Origin of the sequence: Variovorax sp. R-27 (assembly GCF_049913215.1) — a bacterium.
Lineage (GTDB): Bacteria > Pseudomonadota > Gammaproteobacteria > Burkholderiales > Burkholderiaceae_C > Variovorax.
The window spans coordinates 6,712,451-6,729,293 of sequence record NZ_CP183984.1; the positions used below are offsets into that span (position 1 = coordinate 6,712,451).

The 16,843-nt window shown below is 68.3% G+C and carries 19 protein-coding genes; 6 read left to right on the top strand and 13 right to left on the bottom strand.

Annotated features, from left to right (window positions below; translation table 11 throughout):
- Positions 1–34 precede the first annotated feature (34 nt).
- Both queA and tgt read left to right on the top strand, forming a co-directional pair.
- Entirely contained in the window at positions 35–1,078 is a 1,044-nt protein-coding gene (gene queA, locus ACN9MV_RS31575; protein WP_426390828.1) for a tRNA preQ1(34) S-adenosylmethionine ribosyltransferase-isomerase QueA, read from the top strand.
- Between the two features lie 5 nt (positions 1,079–1,083).
- The gene (gene tgt, locus ACN9MV_RS31580; protein WP_093174262.1) at positions 1,084–2,256 is read left to right on the top strand and encodes a tRNA guanosine(34) transglycosylase Tgt; all 1,173 of its coding nucleotides are present in this window, start codon (positions 1,084–1,086) and stop codon (positions 2,254–2,256) included.
- Positions 2,257–2,275: 19 nt separating this feature from the next.
- Here the strand turns inward: tgt and ACN9MV_RS31585 are convergent, their stop codons facing one another.
- Complete coding sequence (locus ACN9MV_RS31585) at positions 2,276–2,644, bottom strand: hypothetical protein (RefSeq protein ID WP_256329066.1); 369 nt, start codon at positions 2,642–2,644, stop codon at positions 2,276–2,278.
- Between the two features lie 136 nt (positions 2,645–2,780).
- On the opposite strand from ACN9MV_RS31585, the gene ACN9MV_RS31590 reads away from it, so the two are divergent.
- Positions 2,781–3,563, top strand: coding sequence for an SDR family NAD(P)-dependent oxidoreductase (locus ACN9MV_RS31590; protein ID WP_093055448.1), 783 nt, complete (start codon positions 2,781–2,783; stop codon positions 3,561–3,563).
- Positions 3,564–3,635: 72 nt separating this feature from the next.
- Here the strand turns inward: ACN9MV_RS31590 and ACN9MV_RS31595 are convergent, their stop codons facing one another.
- The 7 genes from ACN9MV_RS31595 to ACN9MV_RS31625 form a co-directional block, all read right to left on the bottom strand.
- Entirely contained in the window at positions 3,636–4,016 is a 381-nt protein-coding gene (locus ACN9MV_RS31595; RefSeq protein WP_093055446.1) for a DUF3597 domain-containing protein, read from the bottom strand.
- A gap of 137 nt (positions 4,017–4,153) precedes the next feature.
- The gene (locus tag ACN9MV_RS31600) at positions 4,154–5,224 is read right to left on the bottom strand and encodes a serine endopeptidase (protein WP_426390829.1); all 1,071 of its coding nucleotides are present in this window, start codon (positions 5,222–5,224) and stop codon (positions 4,154–4,156) included.
- Between the two features lie 25 nt (positions 5,225–5,249).
- On the bottom strand, positions 5,250–6,068 hold the full coding sequence (locus ACN9MV_RS31605) for a DUF2145 domain-containing protein (RefSeq protein ID WP_426390830.1): 819 nt from the start codon (positions 6,066–6,068) through the stop codon (positions 5,250–5,252).
- The gene (locus tag ACN9MV_RS31610; RefSeq protein WP_426390831.1) at positions 6,065–6,523 is read right to left on the bottom strand and encodes a hypothetical protein; all 459 of its coding nucleotides are present in this window, start codon (positions 6,521–6,523) and stop codon (positions 6,065–6,067) included. Before ACN9MV_RS31610 ends, ACN9MV_RS31605 begins: the two co-directional genes overlap by 4 nt.
- Before the next feature lie 27 nt (positions 6,524–6,550).
- Positions 6,551–7,057: a YiaA/YiaB family inner membrane protein gene (locus ACN9MV_RS31615; RefSeq protein ID WP_093076174.1), complete on the bottom strand. Its 507-nt coding sequence runs from the start codon at positions 7,055–7,057 to the stop codon at positions 6,551–6,553.
- Between the two features lie 126 nt (positions 7,058–7,183).
- Positions 7,184–9,139, bottom strand: coding sequence for an MFS transporter (locus tag ACN9MV_RS31620; RefSeq protein WP_426390832.1), 1,956 nt, complete (start codon positions 9,137–9,139; stop codon positions 7,184–7,186).
- Between the two features lie 14 nt (positions 9,140–9,153).
- The gene (locus ACN9MV_RS31625) at positions 9,154–10,008 is read right to left on the bottom strand and encodes a hypothetical protein (protein ID WP_093055436.1); all 855 of its coding nucleotides are present in this window, start codon (positions 10,006–10,008) and stop codon (positions 9,154–9,156) included.
- Between the two features lie 146 nt (positions 10,009–10,154).
- Here ACN9MV_RS31625 and ACN9MV_RS31630 point away from each other — a divergent pair, with 146 nt between their 5' ends.
- On the top strand, positions 10,155–10,889 hold the full coding sequence (locus ACN9MV_RS31630; protein ID WP_093055434.1) for a helix-turn-helix domain-containing protein: 735 nt from the start codon (positions 10,155–10,157) through the stop codon (positions 10,887–10,889).
- 12 nt (positions 10,890–10,901) lie between these two features.
- On the opposite strand, the gene pyrF is transcribed toward ACN9MV_RS31630, so the two are convergent.
- Genes pyrF through ACN9MV_RS31655 form a run of 5 tightly spaced genes read right to left on the bottom strand, consistent with a single transcriptional unit; the run spans position 10,902 to position 14,602 of the window.
- The gene (gene pyrF / locus ACN9MV_RS31635; protein ID WP_093076177.1) at positions 10,902–11,726 is read right to left on the bottom strand and encodes an orotidine-5'-phosphate decarboxylase; all 825 of its coding nucleotides are present in this window, start codon (positions 11,724–11,726) and stop codon (positions 10,902–10,904) included.
- Between the two features lie 33 nt (positions 11,727–11,759).
- Positions 11,760–12,545, bottom strand: coding sequence for a uracil-DNA glycosylase family protein (locus ACN9MV_RS31640; protein WP_097197687.1), 786 nt, complete (start codon positions 12,543–12,545; stop codon positions 11,760–11,762).
- A complete protein-coding gene (rimI, locus tag ACN9MV_RS31645; RefSeq protein WP_354336689.1) occupies positions 12,542–13,084 on the bottom strand; it encodes a ribosomal protein S18-alanine N-acetyltransferase in 543 nt (180 codons plus the stop codon). Before rimI ends, ACN9MV_RS31640 begins: the two co-directional genes overlap by 4 nt.
- A 5-nt stretch (positions 13,085–13,089) precedes the next feature.
- Positions 13,090–13,800 carry a tRNA (adenosine(37)-N6)-threonylcarbamoyltransferase complex dimerization subunit type 1 TsaB gene (tsaB, locus tag ACN9MV_RS31650; protein WP_093055426.1) on the bottom strand — a complete coding sequence of 237 codons (711 nt, stop codon included), beginning with the start codon at positions 13,798–13,800 and terminating at the stop codon, positions 13,090–13,092.
- A gap of 34 nt (positions 13,801–13,834) precedes the next feature.
- On the bottom strand, positions 13,835–14,602 hold the full coding sequence (locus ACN9MV_RS31655) for a DeoR/GlpR family DNA-binding transcription regulator (protein WP_426390833.1): 768 nt from the start codon (positions 14,600–14,602) through the stop codon (positions 13,835–13,837).
- A gap of 79 nt (positions 14,603–14,681) precedes the next feature.
- Between ACN9MV_RS31655 and ACN9MV_RS31660 the strand changes: the two genes are divergently transcribed.
- Complete coding sequence (locus ACN9MV_RS31660; RefSeq protein WP_093076638.1) at positions 14,682–15,269, top strand: GDP-mannose pyrophosphatase; 588 nt, start codon at positions 14,682–14,684, stop codon at positions 15,267–15,269.
- Positions 15,270–15,276: 7 nt separating this feature from the next.
- Positions 15,277–16,698 (top strand): D-alanyl-D-alanine carboxypeptidase/D-alanyl-D-alanine endopeptidase, encoded by a 1,422-nt coding sequence (gene dacB, locus ACN9MV_RS31665; protein ID WP_093174280.1) that lies wholly within the window; start codon positions 15,277–15,279, stop codon positions 16,696–16,698.
- The last annotated feature ends 145 nt before the right edge of the window (positions 16,699–16,843 follow it).

The following is a 16,843-nucleotide window of genomic DNA, read 5'->3' on the forward strand; positions in this document are numbered from 1 at the left end:
TCCTTGGCACGGGCCCGTCCGGCCCTCGAGCACCATGCGCGCCTTCACGCTCTCCGATTTCGATTTCGCATTGCCACCCGATCTGGTGGCGCAACACCCGGCCACCGAACGCACATCCTCCCGTCTGCTCGACGGCACAGAGCCTGCGCCGGTCGACCGCATCTTCAAGCACCTGCCCTCGCTGCTGCGCGCGGGCGACCTGCTGGTCTTCAACGACACGCGCGTGGTCAAGGCGCGCCTGTTCGGCGAGAAGCCCACCGGCGGCAAGCTCGAACTCCTGGTCGAGCGCGTGCTGCAGGGCCACGAGGTCGTGGCGCACATGAAGGTCAGCAAGAAGCCGACCGTGGGCACCACGCTGGAGATGGTCGGCGGCTTTCGCGCGACGCTGCTCGGCCGCTGGCCCGATGAGCAGGGCGCGCTATTCCGCTTCGGCTTCGAGAGCGACGCGGGCGAAGACCCGTACGCACTGATGGCCCGCTGCGGCCACGTGCCGCTGCCGCCCTACATCACGCATACAGATTCGGCCGACGACGAAAGCCGCTACCAGACCGTGTTCGCGCGCGTGCCCGGCGCGGTGGCGGCACCCACGGCCGCGCTGCATTTCGACCAAGGACTGCTGGCCGAGCTCGAAGCGCGCGGCGTGCAGCGCGCCAACGTCACGCTGCACGTGGGCGCCGGCACCTTCCAGCCGGTGAAGACCGAGAACATCGCCGAACACACGATGCACGCCGAGCGCTACGAGGTTCCCGAGGCCACGCAGCGCGCCATTGCCGAGTGCAAGGCGCGGGGCGGACGCATCGTCGCGGTCGGCACGACCACCGTGCGCACGCTCGAGTCGTGGGCCAAGAGCGGCGAGGCCACGGGCGACACACGCATCTTCATCACGCCGGGCTTCGCCTTCGAGCACGTCGACCTGCTGGTGACGAACTTCCATTTGCCCAAGAGCACGCTGATGATGCTGGTCTCGGCCTTCGCGGGCTACGAGCGCGTGATGGCGCTGTATGCCCACGCCATCGCCCATCAATACCGCTTCTTCAGCTACGGCGACGCCATGCTGCTCGCACGGACCAAGGACTGAATGACATGCTGAACTTCGAACTCCTCAAGACCGACCCCGACAGCCACGCGCGCCGCGCCACGCTCACGCTCAACCACGGCAAGGTGCAGACGCCGATCTTCATGCCCGTGGGCACGTATGGCACCGTCAAGGGCGTGATGCCGCGCAGCCTGGAAGAGATGGGCGCGCAGATCATCCTGGGCAACACCTTCCACCTGTGGATGCGCCCCGGCCTCGACGTGATGGCGAGCTTCGGCGGGCTGCACCAGTTCGAGAAGTGGGACAAGCCCATCCTCACCGACTCGGGCGGCTTCCAGGTGTGGTCGCTGGGCGCAATGCGCAAGATCAGCGAAGAGGGCGTGAAGTTCGCGTCGCCCGTCAATGGCGACAAGCTGTTCCTCACGCCCGAGGTCTCGATGCAGATCCAGACCATCCTCAACAGCGACATCGTGATGCAGTTCGACGAGTGCACACCCTACGACACCAAGGGCCACATCACGACCGAGGCCGAGGCGCGCATCTCGATGGAGCTGAGCCTGCGCTGGGCCAAGCGCTGCCAGAGCGAGTTCGCGCGGCTCGAGAACCCGAACGCGCTGTTCGGCATCGTGCAGGGCGGCATGTTCGAGAACCTGCGCGAAGAGTCGCTGGCCGCGCTGGTCGACATGGACTTTCCTGGCTATGCCATCGGCGGCGTGAGCGTGGGCGAGCCCAAGGAAGAGATGCTGCACATCATGGGCCACACGCCGCACCGGCTGCCCGCGAACAAGCCGCGCTACCTGATGGGCGTAGGCACGCCCGAAGACCTGGTGCAGGGCGTGGCTGACGGCGTCGACATGTTCGACTGCGTGATGCCCACGCGCAATGCGCGCAACGGCACGCTCTTCACACGCTTCGGCGACCTGAAGATGCGCAACGCGCGCCACAAGAGCGACCCGCAGCCGATCGACCCGAGCTGCACCTGCCACGCCTGCGCAGGCACCTCGGGCGTGAGCTGGAACGACGGCGGGCGCGAGGGCTTCAGCCGCGCCTACCTGCATCACCTGGACCGCTGCGGCGAGATGCTGGGGCCGATGCTCACGACCATCCACAACCTGCACTACTACCTGAACCTGATGAGCGAGATTCGCGAGGCGCTGGACGCGGGCACGTTCACGGAATTTCGCGCGCGCTTCAAGTCGGAGCGCGCAAGAGGCGTCTGACGCCCGGGGCTGCCGGCCGCTACTTCAAGGGCTGGATCGGCAGCGGCGTCGCATAGGGCTCGATGCGCAGCAGCTCGTTCTTGAAGACGACGATCTGCTTGAGCGGCGCCTGCACCAGCGCACCACTCGCGTCCTTGTGCGAGGCGTATTGCCAGAGCGTGAGCTGACCCTTCGCCGCGAGCTGCGCGGCCAGCCGCTCGACGGCGGGGTTGGAACCCGCGCCGAGCTGCGCCGCATCGACGCCCACGACGACCTCGTCACGCGGTGACACCACCTTGAAGAGCTGCACGGGCGCTGCCGGCGCCTGGGCGCGAACTGAGCGCACCGCCAGGGCGGCAGGGAGAAGCGAGAGCGCAAGGAGGGCGCGGCGGGGAAAGGTCTTCGTCATGCGGGCAAGCGTAGTCACACAGGCCCGCGCTGCCCATTCGCCGTAAGCCATACGCCGGCCGGCGGCCCCGCGCCCGGCAGGGGCACATGCATCCGGTACGCTTGCCGCCTCTCCTTACCGCTGTTGCTGCATTCACATGACCAACGCATCACAACTTTCGCCCTACACCGCCCGCTATCCCTCGCTGGCCGGGCGCACCGTGTTCATCTCTGGCGGCGCCAGCGGCATCGGCGAATCGCTGGTGCGGGCCTTTCACGCGCAGGGCGCGAAGGTCGGTTTCTGCGACCTCGATGCGGCTGCCGGCAACGCGCTCGCGGCCCAGCTGCAAGGCGAGCACCCGGCGCTGTTCGTACCGTGCGACGTGACCGATACAGTCGCGCTCGCCGCCGCCATCGACGCAGTGCGCCAGCGCTTCGGCCCGATCGCCGTGCTGCTGAACAACGCGGCCAACGACCGCCGCCACGAGATGGCCGACGTGACCAGCGATGACTTCGACCGCCTCGTGGCCGTCAACTTCAAGCACCAGTTCTTCGCGGCGCAGGCTGTGGCCGACGACATGCGCGCGCTGGGCGGCGGCTCGATCGTCAACTTCGGCTCCATCAGCTGGATGATCAAGGGCAAGGGCTACCCGGTGTACCAGGCCTGCAAGGCGGCGGCGCGCGGCCTCACGCGCTCGCTGGCGCGCGACCTGGGCAAGCAGAGCATTCGCGTGAATTCGATCGTGCCGGGCTGGGTGATGACCGAGCGGCAGATCAAGCTGTGGGTCAAGCCCGAATCGGGCGCGGAGATCGATGCGGCGCAATGCCTGCCGGGCCGCGTGATGGCTGAGGACATTGCGGCGATGGCACTGTTCCTGGCGGCGGACGACTCGCGCATGTGCACGGCGCAGGACTATGTGGTGGACGCAGGCTGGACCTGAAGCCTTTCTTCGCCTTCTCCCCCAAGCAAAAAGCCCGGCATGCCGGGCTTTTTTGTTTGCACTGCGAGCGGATCAGTCGCGCAGTTCGGCAGGGACCTTGCCACCGTTCGCGGCCAGCTTGGTCATCACCTGGCGATGCAGCCAGATGTTCATCTTGGCGCTGTCGCTGGTGTCCGAGCCGTAGCTCAGTTCGGCGGCCAGTTGCTTGCGTGCGTCAAGGCTGCTGTCCAGGCCCAGGAGCTTCATCAGGTCGACGATGGAGGTGCGCCAGTTCAGGCTGCTCGCGCCGGGCATGCCGTCGAGCAGGGCCTCGACGTCCACCACGGTGATGGCGGGCGGCGGCGCCGCTGCGGCGGGGGCGCCTGCGGGTGCGTCGGGGGCCGGCGCAGCAGGTGCGGGCGCGGCGTTTGCGGACGGGAAAATCTTGGAAAGGATGCTGCCGAAAATGCTCATGCTGGTGCTCCGTCGAAGGGGTTGGCTGGAAGTCTGCGGCAACGTTTGTGTCGCAGTCGGCGGTTGTAGCACGACCGTGCGGCATACCAGCTACACGGTGTGTCGATCGGACCGCCTCCTGTGACCGAATTCGCAGACTACGCGACAGGTGACGCAATGGGCGGCAGAACGCGCGGCGCGGCCGAGGTGCCGCAGGCATGGCAGAACTTCGAGAACGCGCTCTTGCGCGTCTCGCAATTGCCGCAGTGGTCGAACAGGCCGATGCCGCAGTGCGGGCAGAAGTCGATCTCGTTGTTCTTCAGGTCCACCGGCCGCTCGCAGCCGGGGCACACGCTCTTGCCCAGGCGCGCAAGTGCGGTGTCGTAGCTGAGCTCTTCGCGCCGCACCTGGTCGGGCTGCTGCTCGGCCAGCTTCTGCCGCGCCAGGTAGCGGTTGAGCGCGACGATGGCATAGCGCCCCACCAGCACCGTGAGCACGATGCCCACCACGTAGCGCACATAGCCGCCATAGCTCGGCAGGTAGGGCACCAGCTCGACGAAGAAGGCGAACAGCGCGAAGAAGATGAAGCCCCACACGAACGGCCAGTAGGTGCTCTTGCGCTTCTTCACGAACAGCCAGCCGGCCACCAGCAGCAACGGCAGCGTGAGCGCCAGCCGGTAGGCGAACACGCGCAGCTCGATGCGGCGGTATTCGGCGTCGAGCTTGATCTGCGCGTCGCGCTCCAGGTCGGAAAGCGCCGTGCGGGCGCGCTGCTCGGCCTGGCGCGCATCGAGCGTGATCTGCTGCTGCGCGTTGACCTTGCGCTGCAGCTCGTCTTCCTTCTGCTTGAAGGCGTCGAGCGTCTTGGTGCGCGCGATGAGCTCGGTGTCCTGGTCGGGCTGCGCGGTGGCGCGGCGCGTGGCGATCCAGTTGCCGAAGGTTTCGCGTGCATTGGCGCTGGCCTGCTGCGCGGCGCTGAGTTGCAGGCGGATCTGGTCGAGGTCGCGCGCGGCCTGCAGCTCCGCGGTTTCCGAGGCCTTGATGGTGGCGCGCAGCGGCTCGGCCCTGGGCTTGTCGATGAAGTCGTCGAGCTGGCGCACGCGCTCCACTTGCGGCAGGTCGCTCACGACGGTGCTGCCGAGCCCGATGAGGAAGCTCGCGAACACCAGCGCCACCAGCCAGAGGCCGCGGCGGAACCATTTTTCGGAAAGGCGCAGGGATTTGCTCATGTTGTTTTCTCCTTCTTGTCTTTCTTCATTGAAGCCTGAGTGTCACCGGCGCCGCACCCAGCCCCGCACGCGGCAGCCACGCGAACACCGAATCGACCGTCACCGTCTCGATGCGGTCCGAGAACCGCTTGTCGTTCGGATGATCGTCGAAGGCCACGTTGGCCGAGCCTACGCGCCCGCCCAGCCGGGTGAGCGGCCCGAGCTTCAGCGTGGTCGGCTCGTAGCCCTTGAACTGCATCCAGGCCTGCGCCTGCGCGCGGCTGTTGATGGTGGCGGGCTCCATGGCGGCGGCCAGCGTCTCCACTGCCCACTGGTTCGACTGCTGGTACTTCTGGCCCCAGACGTAGCTCACGATGCTGTAGGGCGCGGTGTGCAGCCGCACGATGCGCGCGGGCGATTCGTTCAGCGCGGCCAGCAGATGCGTCTGCACGTCGGGCGTTGGCACGACCCAGGCCGCCTCGTAGCGCCACGGGTCGTCGAGGAAGAACTCGCCCAGCCCCTGGCGGTAGACGGCGGCCACCGCGGTGCCGCACTGGTTGAGCTTGTGCACCACGCGCCACGGGCCGGCATCGGTCTTGTAGGCGAAGCCCAGGTGCGAATAGCGCAGGCCGTACTTGCTCAGGTCCTGCCCGGCACGCGCGAGGATCACGACGCGCGCGCCGCTGGCGTCGAGCGCCTGCGAGGTGCGCTCGGCCATCTGCATGCCCTTGACGATCACGTCGGGCGTCGGCTTGACCTGCTCGCACGAGCGGCCGGCCTGCGCCTGCATCGGCAGCAAGGCCATCGCAGCAAAGACGACGATGGTGGCGAGCCCGCAGAACACGGGCAGCGCGCCGCGCTTCATGACAGCCTCTCGTTGTAGAGCAGCGCGCGGCCGATGGCGTTGGGCACGAAGGCCAGCACCTCGCCGGCGGCCGACAGCACGACGCCCGTGCCGATCACGCTGACGACGACGCTGGTGCCAACCGCGTTCGATACGCCGTTGGCGGCGCGCCCCGCCACCTTGATGCTGGCACGCGCGCCGTCCGAGGCGCGTTCGAGTACATACACCGTGCCGTCGGCCGAGGCTTCGACCGCGACCACGGTGAGCGTAGAGCCGGCAACCGACAGCGCGGCAGGCAGCGCAACCGCCGTGGTGGCAGAAGCTCCAACGGCCGAGGCGGTAACCACCACCGATGCCACAGGCATCAAAGAGAGAGCAACCGAGGCTTCGCTCTGCGCCTGGGCAAGCAGGGGAACCGTGACGCCGGCGAAGGCGGTGCAGGCAGCGACGAGGGCAGCGGCAATCGACTTTTTCATGATGGGCTTTCGTTGATCGGACACGGGTTATTCGGCAGAGGAAGCAGCGGCTTCGGCGCGGGCCATGCGGCGGCCCTGCATGCGGGCTTCGGCCATGTCGGCCTCATGGCGGTCGCGCAGCGTCTTGGCCAGCGTGAAGGCCGAGCTGATGAGGAACAGCCAGCTCACGCCCAGGAAGGCCTTGTAGGCCTCGTTGATCTCCATGCGCACGAGGCCCCAGCCGGTCAGGCCCATCGCGGTGAAGAAGCTGCCCCAGACGACCAGCTTCCACATCGGCACGTCACGGCCCGCATCGGCGCCGCGCTCGGCGGCCTGCTGGCTGTCGCGCACGAACTTGGCCAGCATGAAGGCGGTGCTCAGGCAAAACACGTAGCCCATCACCATGAACGCCCGGTCCAGCGCCTCCCCTGGCAGCCAGCTCAGCCCGGTGGCGCACAGGAAGACGGCTATCGCGAACGAAGCCCAGGCCTGGAACTGCCAGGCCCGCGTGTCGCGCTGGATGAAAACGGTCGAGGTGGATGAGAGGGGTTGCATGTGTGCCTCGCGGCGTAGTGAAGGTGAGCGAATGATGGTTCGCCCCCGCACTGCGAGGCTTGAATGCTTGCACCAGTGGCGGCTTTCAGCGCCACCGGTATCTGCAGCCGATACTTTTGAGGTGTTTCAGGCGCCCAGCAGGGCGCTCACGCGCTGGCGCAGCGACTCGGGCTGCACCTCGGCCGGCGGCACGGGGCCGCCGACGTTCAGGCCCACGCGGCTGAAGAAGCCGCGGCGGAAAGGCTTGGCCATGGCCACCTGTTCGCCGCCGCGCAGCTCGATGCGGCTGAAGTACGAGCCCCAGAGATTGATCAGCGCCATCGGGATCACCGGCGGCTCCAGGCCTTCGGCGCGTGCGCTCTCGACTATCTTCATCACGCCGCCCTTGAAGGGCTGCAGCGTGCCGTCGCGCGTGATCGCGCCCTCCGGGAAGATGGCGAGCAGGTCACCCTCGCGCAGCACGCCCAGCGCCTTGGCAAAGGCCGCTTCGTACGCTGCCGGGTCTTCCTTCTGCGGCGCGATGGGGATCGCCTTGGCCAGCCTGAACAGCCAGCCCAGCACCGGCACCTTGAAGATGCGGTGGTCCATGATGAAGCGGATCGGCCGCGGGCTCGCCGCCATCAGCAGCACCGCGTCGATGAAGCTCACGTGGTTGCACACCAGCACGGCCGCGCCCTCGGTGGGAATGTGCGACTCGCCCCTGATATCGAAGCGGTAGACGAAGCGCGACAGCACCCAGGCCACGAAGCGCAGCAGGTACTCGGGCACCAGCATGAAGATGTAGAACGCCACCACCGCGTTGGCGATGCCGGTGAACAAAAAGATCTGCGGAATGGTGAAGCCCGCGCCCAGCAGCGCGCCGGCGATGACCGAGCTGCCGATCATGAACAGCGCATTGAGGATGTTGTTGGCCGCGATGATGCGCGCGCGGTGCGTGGGCTGGCTGCGCAGCTGGATCAGCGCATACATCGGCACGCTGTAGAGCCCCGCGAACAGCGACAGCAGCGCCAGGTCGGCCATCACGCGCCAGTGCGCGCCCTGGTGCACGAAGGCGCCGATGCCCATCTCGGGCACCTTGGGCAGGCCGCGCGAGGCAAAGTACAAATCGATCGCGAACAAGCTCATGCCGATGGCTCCCAGCGGCACCAGGCCGATTTCAACCTGCCGGCGGCTCAGCGTTTCGCACAGCAGCGAGCCGACGCCGATGCCCACCGAGAACACCACCAGCAGCAGCGAGGCGACCTGCTCGTCGCCGTGCAGCACTTCCTTGGCGAAGCTCGGAAACTGGCTCAGGAACACCGCGCCGAAGAACCACATCCACGAAATGCCCAGCAGCGAGCGGAACACCACCACGTTCTCGTTCGCGAGCTTCAGGTTGCGCCAGGTTTCGCTGATGGGGTTCCAGTTGATGACCAGCCCCGGATCGGTGGCCGGCGCCTTCGGAATGGCCTGCGCCACGCCCCGCCCGACCAGCGCCAGCAGCACGCAGCCCACGGCCACGCTCATGTGGCCGATCTGCGGTATCGCCACCAGCAACCCGCCCGCCACCTGCCCGAGCAGGATGGCGACGAAGGTGCCCATCTCGACCATGCCGTTGCCGCCCGTGAGTTCGCGCGCGTCGAGCACCTGCGGCAGGTAGGCGAACTTGACCGGCCCGAACAGCGTGGAATGCAGCCCCATGAGGAACACGCAGCCCAGCAGCACCACGGCATTGGCCGTGACGAAGCCCCAGGCGGCGATCAGCATGATGACGATCTCGAGGTTCTTGACGAAGCGGATCATCTTCGTCTTGTCGAACTTGTCGGTGAGCTGGCCGGACGTGGCCGAGAACAGCAAAAACGGCAAGATGAACAGCGCACCGATCACCAGCCCCGCCATGGCCGGCGGCATCCAGCTCAGCTGGAGCTGGTAGGTCACCATGACGGTGAAGGCGAACTTGAAGAGGTTGTCGTTCGCCGCGCCGGCGAACTGGGTCCAGAAGAAAGGCGCGAAGCGCCGCTGCTTGAGGAGGGCGAACTGGTTGGCGTGGGCGTTCGCTTCATGGGCCACGGGTGTGGCTGCGGCAGCGGCGGGATTTGTCATTCGAAGAGTGCTCCTCAGGCGGCCACGGCGGCGGCGCCCGGATTGTGCCGTAGTGCGGCTTCCCAGCGCATTTCGAGCTTGTGGAGCGCAAGCACCACGGGCAGCCCGGCGAGCGAGGCCGTCAGGTGCTTCAGCGTATGGCCCGAAACCGTGTGCCGCGTGAATTCGTAGATCTGGTGGTCGGCCAGCTCGAAAGCCTTGGCCAGCACGTAGAAGAAGATGACCCAGCCCAGCTTCAGCCCGACCGACTTGCGCATCGGCGTGGCCAGCGCCAGCGTCACCACCAGCGCCATGCCGCCGAACTGCACCAGCGCCCAGGGCATGACGTTGCCGGTTTCCTGGAACACCTCGGCCGAGAGCAGGCCGGCCGTCAGCACGAACCAGGCGGCGGGCCAGCCGGCGCGCTGGCTCACCCGCTCGCAGACCGCCACCCCGATCAAGCCTGCGAAGGCCACCGCCATGCCGGCGCGGTCCGCCGCGAGCCGGGGGGCGTCGGGCACGAGGTGGAAGAAGGCCGAGCCCGCGGCGGTGGCGATCAGGCCGGCGAAGAAGAGCCAGGCGCAGTCCAGCGTGTTGTCGGGCGGGTCGCTGGCGGGCGGGGCCAGGGGGAATTGCGACAGCGCCTCCTGGTGCGAGCGGTCGATGCGGTTGAGCCGGTACAGGCCCCACAGGCCGATCACCACGAAGGGGATGTTGCTCAGCACGTCCATGGCGTTGGGCAGGCCGTGCCAGGCGCGGTCGTCGGCAAACACCGAGGCGATGGCGACTTCGGCGGCCGGCAGCTCGGGCCCGAAGAAGGCGATCAGCGCGAGCAGCACGAAGGTGAAAAGCAACCCGCGTTCGCGGCGGCTGAGAGAGGGCAAGAGCATGGCGGTCCTCGGTGGGTGGTCTGTACGAGCCGCGGAATTTAGTGGCAGGCCGCTCCACAGGCATCGAGAATCGATACGTGGCACTAATTCACACCTGACGGTATCTTCAATCGATACTTGCCGGCGCCCGTGTACGCTTCCGCCCCATGAGCACCACCGTCGATCTCGTCCAAGCCCTCAAGAACGAACTCAAGAGCGCCCGCATGACCTACGCCGACCTGGCGCGGTCGCTCGACATGGCCGAATCCAGCGTCAAGCGGATGCTGGCCAAGAGCGACATGCCGCTGTCGCGGGTGGACGCCATCTGCCGGGCGCTGAAGATCGATTTCGCCGAGCTGGCGCGCCGCGTGGCCGACGCCCAGCCGCTGCTGAAGGAGCTGACGCACGAGCAGGAGAAGGCCGTGGTCAAGGACAAGAAGCTGCTGCTGGTGGCCATCAGCGTGCTGAGCCAGTGGACGCTGGAGCAGATCGTGGCGGCCTACCGCGTGAGCGAGGCCGAGTGCATCGGCTGCCTGGCGCAGCTGGACCGCATCGGCATCATCGAACTGCGCCCGCTCAACCGGTATCGCCTGAAGCTCGCCAAGACCTTCCGTTGGCGGCCGCACGGCCCGGTGATGGAGTTCTTTCGCGAGAACGTGGTGCTCGACTACTACCGCGGCGGCTTCGACGGCCCGGCCGAGGGCCTGCTGCTGGTGCACGGCTCGATCAGCCGCTCGCTGGCGCCGGCCTTCCTGGAGCGCCTGCAGCGCGTGGCGCAGGACTTCGCGCAGCAGCACCAGACGGACCAGAAGTTGTCGGCCAAGGACCGCGAGGGCTACACGCTGCTGCTGGGCATGCGCAACTGGGAATTCGAGCTCTTCACCCGCCTGCGCCGGGGCTGAACCCGGGGCCGATCAGGGCTTGGCGGCTTCCAGGGTGTCGCGCATGGTACGCGCGGCAATTTTTGCCGCTTCGGCAAAGTCGTCGCCCGACGACGCATAAATGATCGCTCGCGACGAGTTCACGACGATCGGCGCATCGGCACGCCAGCCGGCGCGTACCGTGGCTACAGCATCGCCGCCCTGTGCGCCGACGCCCGGAATCAGCAGCGGCACCGTCGGCGCGAGCTCGCGCACGCGCTCGATTTCGGCGGGGTAGGTCGCTCCCACCACCAGGCCGAGCTGGCCGTTCAGGTTCCACGGCCCCTGCGCCAGCCTGGCGACGTGTTCGTACAAAAAGGGCTGCCCCGCTACATCCGCCAGCCGCTGCCCCTGCAGGTCGGACCCGCCAGGGTTGCTGGTGCGGCACAGCAGGAAGGCGCCCTTGCCCTCGTGCTTGAGGTATGGCGCGACCGAATCGAAGCCCATGAAGGGCGACAGCGTCACCGCGTCGGCACCGTAGCGCTCGAAGGCTTCCAGGGCGTATTGCTCGGCGGTGGAGCCGATGTCGCCGCGCTTGGCGTCGAGGATCGTGGGAACGTGGGGCGCGTTGCGGCGCATGTGCTCCATCAGCTGTTCGAGCTGGGCTTCGGCACGGTGGGCCGCGAAGTAGGCGATCTGCGGCTTGAAGGCGATGACCAGGTCGGCCGTCGCGTCGACGATGCGCGCGCAGAAGTCATAGATGCGGCTGGCGTCGCCCTTGAATTGCCCCGGGAATCTGGCTGGCTCCGGATCGAGCCCCACGCAGAGCAAGGAACCGTTTTTTTGCTGTGCGGCGGCCAGCTTGTCGAGGAAAGTCATGGGGCCTGATTTTAGGCGGCCCGCTTTCGGCCCTCAGTTGGGCGCGGGCGTGTGCTGCTCGGCGGCCAGGCAGAGGTCGGCCCAGGCGCGTGCCTTGTCGGCGGGGTTGCGCAGCAAATACGCGGGGTGGTAGGTCGCCACCACCGCCGCGCCACCGACGGAATCCAGTGGCACGACGCGGCCGCGCAGCTTGCCCAGCGGGTCGCCGCTGCGCATCAGGCTCTGCGCCGCCAGCGGGCCCATCGCCAGCACGATGCGGGGGGCGAGCGCGGCGGCGTGCTCGTCGAAGGCCTCATCGATTGCGCGCGGGCTGCCGGGCTGGCCGGCGGCCACGCCGCGGTGGGTGCGCATGAGGTGCACTGGCGTATGGCCGTCGTGCAGCTTCAGGGCGCGCAGCATGTTGTCGAGCAGGCGGCCGGCGTCGCCCTCGAAGGGCTCGCCGTGGCGGCCGTCGGCTTCGGGCGGCATGTCGGCCACGACCAGCCAGCCGCCCTGCGTGGATTCCGCCGCGCCGGCGTCGGCATAGAGACGGCAAGGCGCCTCGACCAGCACGGCAGCGCCCTGGGACATCGGCGCAGCCGCCGGGCGGGCAGCCGGTGCTGGTGCCGCAGCAGGCCGGGCGGCTGGTGCTGGCGCGGCAACGGGTGCTTCGACCTGCACGCGTTCCTCGGCCACGGCCACCTCTTCTTCGGCAACAGCAGCCGTCTCAGGCACCGCCACTTCCACCGCCTCGGGCACGGGCCACCAGACCTTCACGCCCATCTCGTCGAGCATCGCGCGCTGGCGCGCGTCGAGCTTCAATGTCTGTACCGCACTCATCGCAAGGCTCCCCAGGCGGAGCCTGATTCGTTCAAACGCAGGCTCATGACGACGGCGTCCTCGCGCTTGCCGTCGTGCGCCGGGTAGTAGCCCTTGCGCACGCCGACGCTGCGAAAGCCCTGGCGCATGTAGATGTCGAGCGCGCGCTGGTTGCTCTGGCGCACTTCGAGCCACAGCCACTGCGCGCCCTCGCCGCGCGCCCAGCCGCCCAGCGCCTCGAGCATGAGCGGCGCCCAGCCCTGGCGCTGGAAGGCCGGCGCCACGGTGATGTTCAGCAGGTGCACTTCGTCGACGCCCTTCATGGCGACGAAGTAGCCGATCAGCGTTTCGCCCAGCTCCGTGACCGGCGAGCTCACACCCGGTGCCACGCCGGGCGCCAGCAGGCACTGGCAGTGGTAGCCCACGGCCATGGAATCGGTGAAGTTGGCGCGCGTCCAGGGGTGGCTGTAGGCCGTCTGCTCGACCGCGCAGACAGCATCGATCCGCTCGACGGTGAGCGGTTCGAGGCGGGCTTCGACGGGCTGGAGGACGGCGCTCATGCGGGTCAGTTGGCGGCGGCTGCGGCCGCCTTGATGGCGGCGCGCTCTTCGGTGGTTTGCGCCACTTTATCCCGAACATAGAGCGGCCAGGCCTGCGCGGCCGGCACTGTGCGCCCGGCCGCGAGCAGCGCGGGGGCCAGCCGCAGCATGGCGGTGGCGGTCGGCAGCGCCTCGTGACGGATGGCGGGCGGGGCCAGGCGAAGGCCGTAGGCGGCGAAGGCATTGCCGGCGAGCGCCCAGCCGGCGGGCACTTCGAGGTCTTCGGGCGACAGCAGCAGGGGCTCGTCGTCGCCACCCAGCGGGCCGTTGGCCGCGAAGTCGTAGCGAGCGGCATAGATCTGGTCCATGCGGGCGTCCAGCACGGCCACCACCTGTTGGGCACCGAAGGCATGGCGCGCTTCTTCGGCCACGGCGAGCAGCGTGTCGACCGGCAGCAGCGGCACCTTGGCGCCGAAGGCCAGTCCCTGTGCCACCGAGCAGGCGGTGCGCAGCCCGGTGAACGAACCGGGGCCGCGGCCGAAGACGATGGCGTCGAGCTCGGACAGCGCCAGCCCGGCGTCGCCCAGCAGTTGCTGGATCAGCGGGAGCAGGGTGGTCGAGGCCTGCGCGCCGCCAACGCCGTTGTGCGCGAGCAGCCTGTCGCCGTGAAGCACGGCCACGGACAGGTGCTCGGTGCTGGTGTCGAAGGCGAGCAGCTTGGGCAGGGCGAGGGGCATCCGCCGATTATCGAGGGGCGGCCAATCCCCAGGGTCACGCGCCGTTATCGCTGCGCAAAATGGCCAGCCCCGCCTTGCGCAGCGGCGCCAGCGCCTTGGCAGGAGCGTCCGGCGATACCAGCAGGCTGGTGGCCGAGGTCACCGGGTTCACCACCCAGGCCGACGCTGCGCCGAGCTTTTCCGACGAGCCCAGCACGACCGTCTCGGCCGCCGACGCCATCAGCGCGCGCTTGATCTCGGCCTCTTCCAGGTCGCCCGTGGTCAGCCCTGCTTCGGCGTGCACGCCGGTAACGCCCATGAAATACGTGTCGGCATGGATGCGCGCAATGGCCGCCATCGCCGCCGAGCCGACCGCCACCACCGAGTGCTTGAAGAGGCGCCCGCCGATCAGCACCACCTCGATGCCGGCATGCGCCACCAGCTCGATGGCCACCGACGGACTGTGCGTGACCACGGTGGCCTGCAGATTCGCCGGCAGGTGGCGCGCAAGCTGCACGGCCGTGGTGCCGCCATCGATGAATACCACCTGTCCCGGCTTCACGAGGCGCGCAGCGGCGCGGCCGATGGCCACCTTTTCATCAGGAGCCAGTTGCTGGCGCCCCGCGAAGTCGGCCTCGGCCGCCGCGACCGGCAGCGCGCCGCCGTGCACGCGCTGCAACAGGCCTTCGGCGGCCAGCTCGCGCAGGTCGCGGCGGATGGTGTCTTCCGACAGGCCGAGTTCTTCGCTGAGCGACTTCGCGACGACGTTGCCGTCACGTCGCAGGACCGAGAGGATGTGTTGCTTGCGCTGGCTGGTGAGCATCGGCCGATGGTATCGGTGCGCGCCGTTTATTGCACGTTTTTTCTTGTTTTTGCACGAATTCGCACATATGCTCGCCGCCATGACCATCCACGACCGCGTCCGGGTGCACGAAGTCACCCTGCTTTCCGACAACTGGTACACGCTGCGCACCACCGCCTTCGACTGGCGGCGCAACGACGGCCAATGGCAGCGCATGCACCGCGAAACCTACGACCGCGGCAACGGCGCCACCCTGCTGCCCTACAACCTCGCGCAGCGCACCGTGCTGCTGACGCGCCAGTTCCGCTACCCGGCCTTCGTCAACGGCCACGACGACCTGCTGATCGAGGCCGCGGCCGGCCTGCTCGACGACGCGGAGCCCGAGGAGCGCATCCGCGCCGAGGTCGAGGAAGAACTCGGCTACCGGCTCGGCACGGTGCAGAAGATCTTCGAGAGCTTCATGAGCCCGGGCTCCGTCACCGAGAAGCTGCATTTCTTCGTCGCGCCCTACGAGCCCTCGATGCGCATCGGCGCGGGCGGCGGGCTGGCCGAGGAGGGCGAGGACATCGAGGTGCTGGAGCTGGCCATCGACGAGGCGCTGGCCATGGTGGCCGACGGCCGCATCGCCGACGCCAAGACGGTGATGCTGCTGTATCACGCGAAGCTGCATGTGTTTGCGCCGGGATAATCGCCGCATGCCTCTTGCCTTCCGCCGCGCGGCCTGCGCACTGACTCTCTCCTTGCTGGCCCCGGCTGGCGCCTTCGCCCAGCAAGCACTCCCGACCCAGGTCGATGCCGCCCTCGCCCGCGCCAAGGTGCCGCGCGAGTCCGTGACCATGCTGGTGGCCGAGGCCGACGGCACGCGCCAGCCGCGCCTGGCCTGGCGCACGCAGGCGCCGGTGAACCCGGCGTCGATCATGAAGCTGGTCACCACCTACGCCGCGCTTGACCTGCTCGGCGCGGCCTACAGCTGGACCACGCCGGTCTACGTCGAAGGCACGGTGAACAACGGCGTGCTCAACGGCAATCTCTACATCAAGGGCCAGGGCGACCCCAAGCTGGTGCTGGAGCGCGTATGGCTGCTGCTGCGCCACGTGCAAGGGCTGGGCATCACCACGGTGAGCGGCGACATCGTCATCGACCGCAGCGCCTTCGAGACCACGGTAGAGGGCGACCCGGGCGCCTTCGACGGCGAGCCGCTGCGCCCCTACAACGCCTCGCCCGACGCGCTGCTGGTGAACTTCAAGTCGGTCAACATGACTTTCGCGCCCGACCGCGCCGGCCAGATCGCGCGGGTGAGCTACGAGCCCCCGCTGGCGAGCGTGGCCATGCCGCCAACCGTGGCGATCGTGCCCGGCGAATGCGGCGACTGGCGCGCCGCGCTGCGCACCGACTTCAGCGACGTGAACCGCATCCGCTTCAACGGCGGCTTCCCGGCCGGCTGCGGCGAGAAGAGCTGGGCCGTGGCCTACGGCGATCCGCGCACCTACGCCATGCGCGCCATCGGCGGCATGTGGGCCGAGATGGGCGGGCGCGTGGGCGGGCAAATGCGCGAGGGGCGCGTGCCGGCGGGGCTGAAGCCGGCCTTCGAGTTCGAATCGCCGCCGCTGGCCGAGGTGATCCGCGACATCAACAAGTACAGCAACAACGTGATGGCGCAGCAGTTGTTCCTCACGATCGGGCTCACGCAGAAGAACCGCGGCACCTTCGAGGCCTCGCGCTCAGCGCTGGGCCAGTGGTGGCGCGAGCGCATCGGCACGGGCGAGGCGCAGCCGGTGTTCGAGAACGGCTCTGGCCTGTCGCGCGACGAGCGCATCAGCGCGGCCGCGCTCGGCAAGATGCTGCAGGTGGCGTGGCGCTCGCCGGTGATGCCGGAGCTGATGTCCTCGCTGCCGGCCATGGGCGTGGACGGCACGCTGAAGAAGCGCACGCTGCGCTCCGGCGGCTCGGCCCATCTGAAGACGGGCACCCTGCGCGACGCATCCGGCGTGGCCGGCTACGTGGACGGCGCAAGCGGGCGCCGCTACGTGCTGGTGGCCATTGCCAACGGCGAGAACGCGGGCGCGGCGCGCGCGGCGTTCGACGCGCTGGTCGACTGGGCCTCGCAGGACAACTGAGGCCGACGGCTCGACAAGGCGCACGGCCAGCGGCCGTGTACTGAAATCTTCTGAGGGCAAACGCCCGCTTGCGCGCGGGCATGCCCCTGCACAGAATCGGACGGTCGTTCTTTTCCGTACAAAACCAACGCAGGAGACATGCCTT

Coding starts and splice junctions, on each gene's coding strand:
- ACN9MV_RS31630 (WP_093055434.1), top strand. CDS start 10,155: ATGAGCACCACCGTCGATCTCGTCCAAGCCCTCAAGAACGAACTCAAG.
- ACN9MV_RS31585 (WP_256329066.1), bottom strand. CDS start 2,644: ATGACGAAGACCTTTCCCCGCCGCGCCCTCCTTGCGCTCTCGCTTCTC.
- tsaB (WP_093055426.1), bottom strand. CDS start 13,800: ATGCCCCTCGCCCTGCCCAAGCTGCTCGCCTTCGACACCAGCACCGAG.
- ACN9MV_RS31590 (WP_093055448.1), top strand. CDS start 2,781: ATGACCAACGCATCACAACTTTCGCCCTACACCGCCCGCTATCCCTCG.
- queA (WP_426390828.1), top strand. CDS start 35: ATGCGCGCCTTCACGCTCTCCGATTTCGATTTCGCATTGCCACCCGAT.
- ACN9MV_RS31600 (WP_426390829.1), bottom strand. CDS start 5,224: ATGAGCAAATCCCTGCGCCTTTCCGAAAAATGGTTCCGCCGCGGCCTC.
- ACN9MV_RS31655 (WP_426390833.1), bottom strand. CDS start 14,602: ATGCTCACCAGCCAGCGCAAGCAACACATCCTCTCGGTCCTGCGACGT.
- ACN9MV_RS31605 (WP_426390830.1), bottom strand. CDS start 6,068: ATGAAGCGCGGCGCGCTGCCCGTGTTCTGCGGGCTCGCCACCATCGTC.
- dacB (WP_093174280.1), top strand. CDS start 15,277: ATGCCTCTTGCCTTCCGCCGCGCGGCCTGCGCACTGACTCTCTCCTTG.
- ACN9MV_RS31620 (WP_426390832.1), bottom strand. CDS start 9,139: ATGACAAATCCCGCCGCTGCCGCAGCCACACCCGTGGCCCATGAAGCG.
- rimI (WP_354336689.1), bottom strand. CDS start 13,084: ATGAGCGCCGTCCTCCAGCCCGTCGAAGCCCGCCTCGAACCGCTCACC.
- ACN9MV_RS31595 (WP_093055446.1), bottom strand. CDS start 4,016: ATGAGCATTTTCGGCAGCATCCTTTCCAAGATTTTCCCGTCCGCAAAC.
- ACN9MV_RS31615 (WP_093076174.1), bottom strand. CDS start 7,057: ATGCAACCCCTCTCATCCACCTCGACCGTTTTCATCCAGCGCGACACG.
- tgt (WP_093174262.1), top strand. CDS start 1,084: ATGCTGAACTTCGAACTCCTCAAGACCGACCCCGACAGCCACGCGCGC.
- pyrF (WP_093076177.1), bottom strand. CDS start 11,726: ATGACTTTCCTCGACAAGCTGGCCGCCGCACAGCAAAAAAACGGTTCC.
- ACN9MV_RS31625 (WP_093055436.1), bottom strand. CDS start 10,008: ATGCTCTTGCCCTCTCTCAGCCGCCGCGAACGCGGGTTGCTTTTCACC.
- ACN9MV_RS31660 (WP_093076638.1), top strand. CDS start 14,682: ATGACCATCCACGACCGCGTCCGGGTGCACGAAGTCACCCTGCTTTCC.
- ACN9MV_RS31610 (WP_426390831.1), bottom strand. CDS start 6,523: ATGAAAAAGTCGATTGCCGCTGCCCTCGTCGCTGCCTGCACCGCCTTC.
- ACN9MV_RS31640 (WP_097197687.1), bottom strand. CDS start 12,545: ATGAGTGCGGTACAGACATTGAAGCTCGACGCGCGCCAGCGCGCGATG.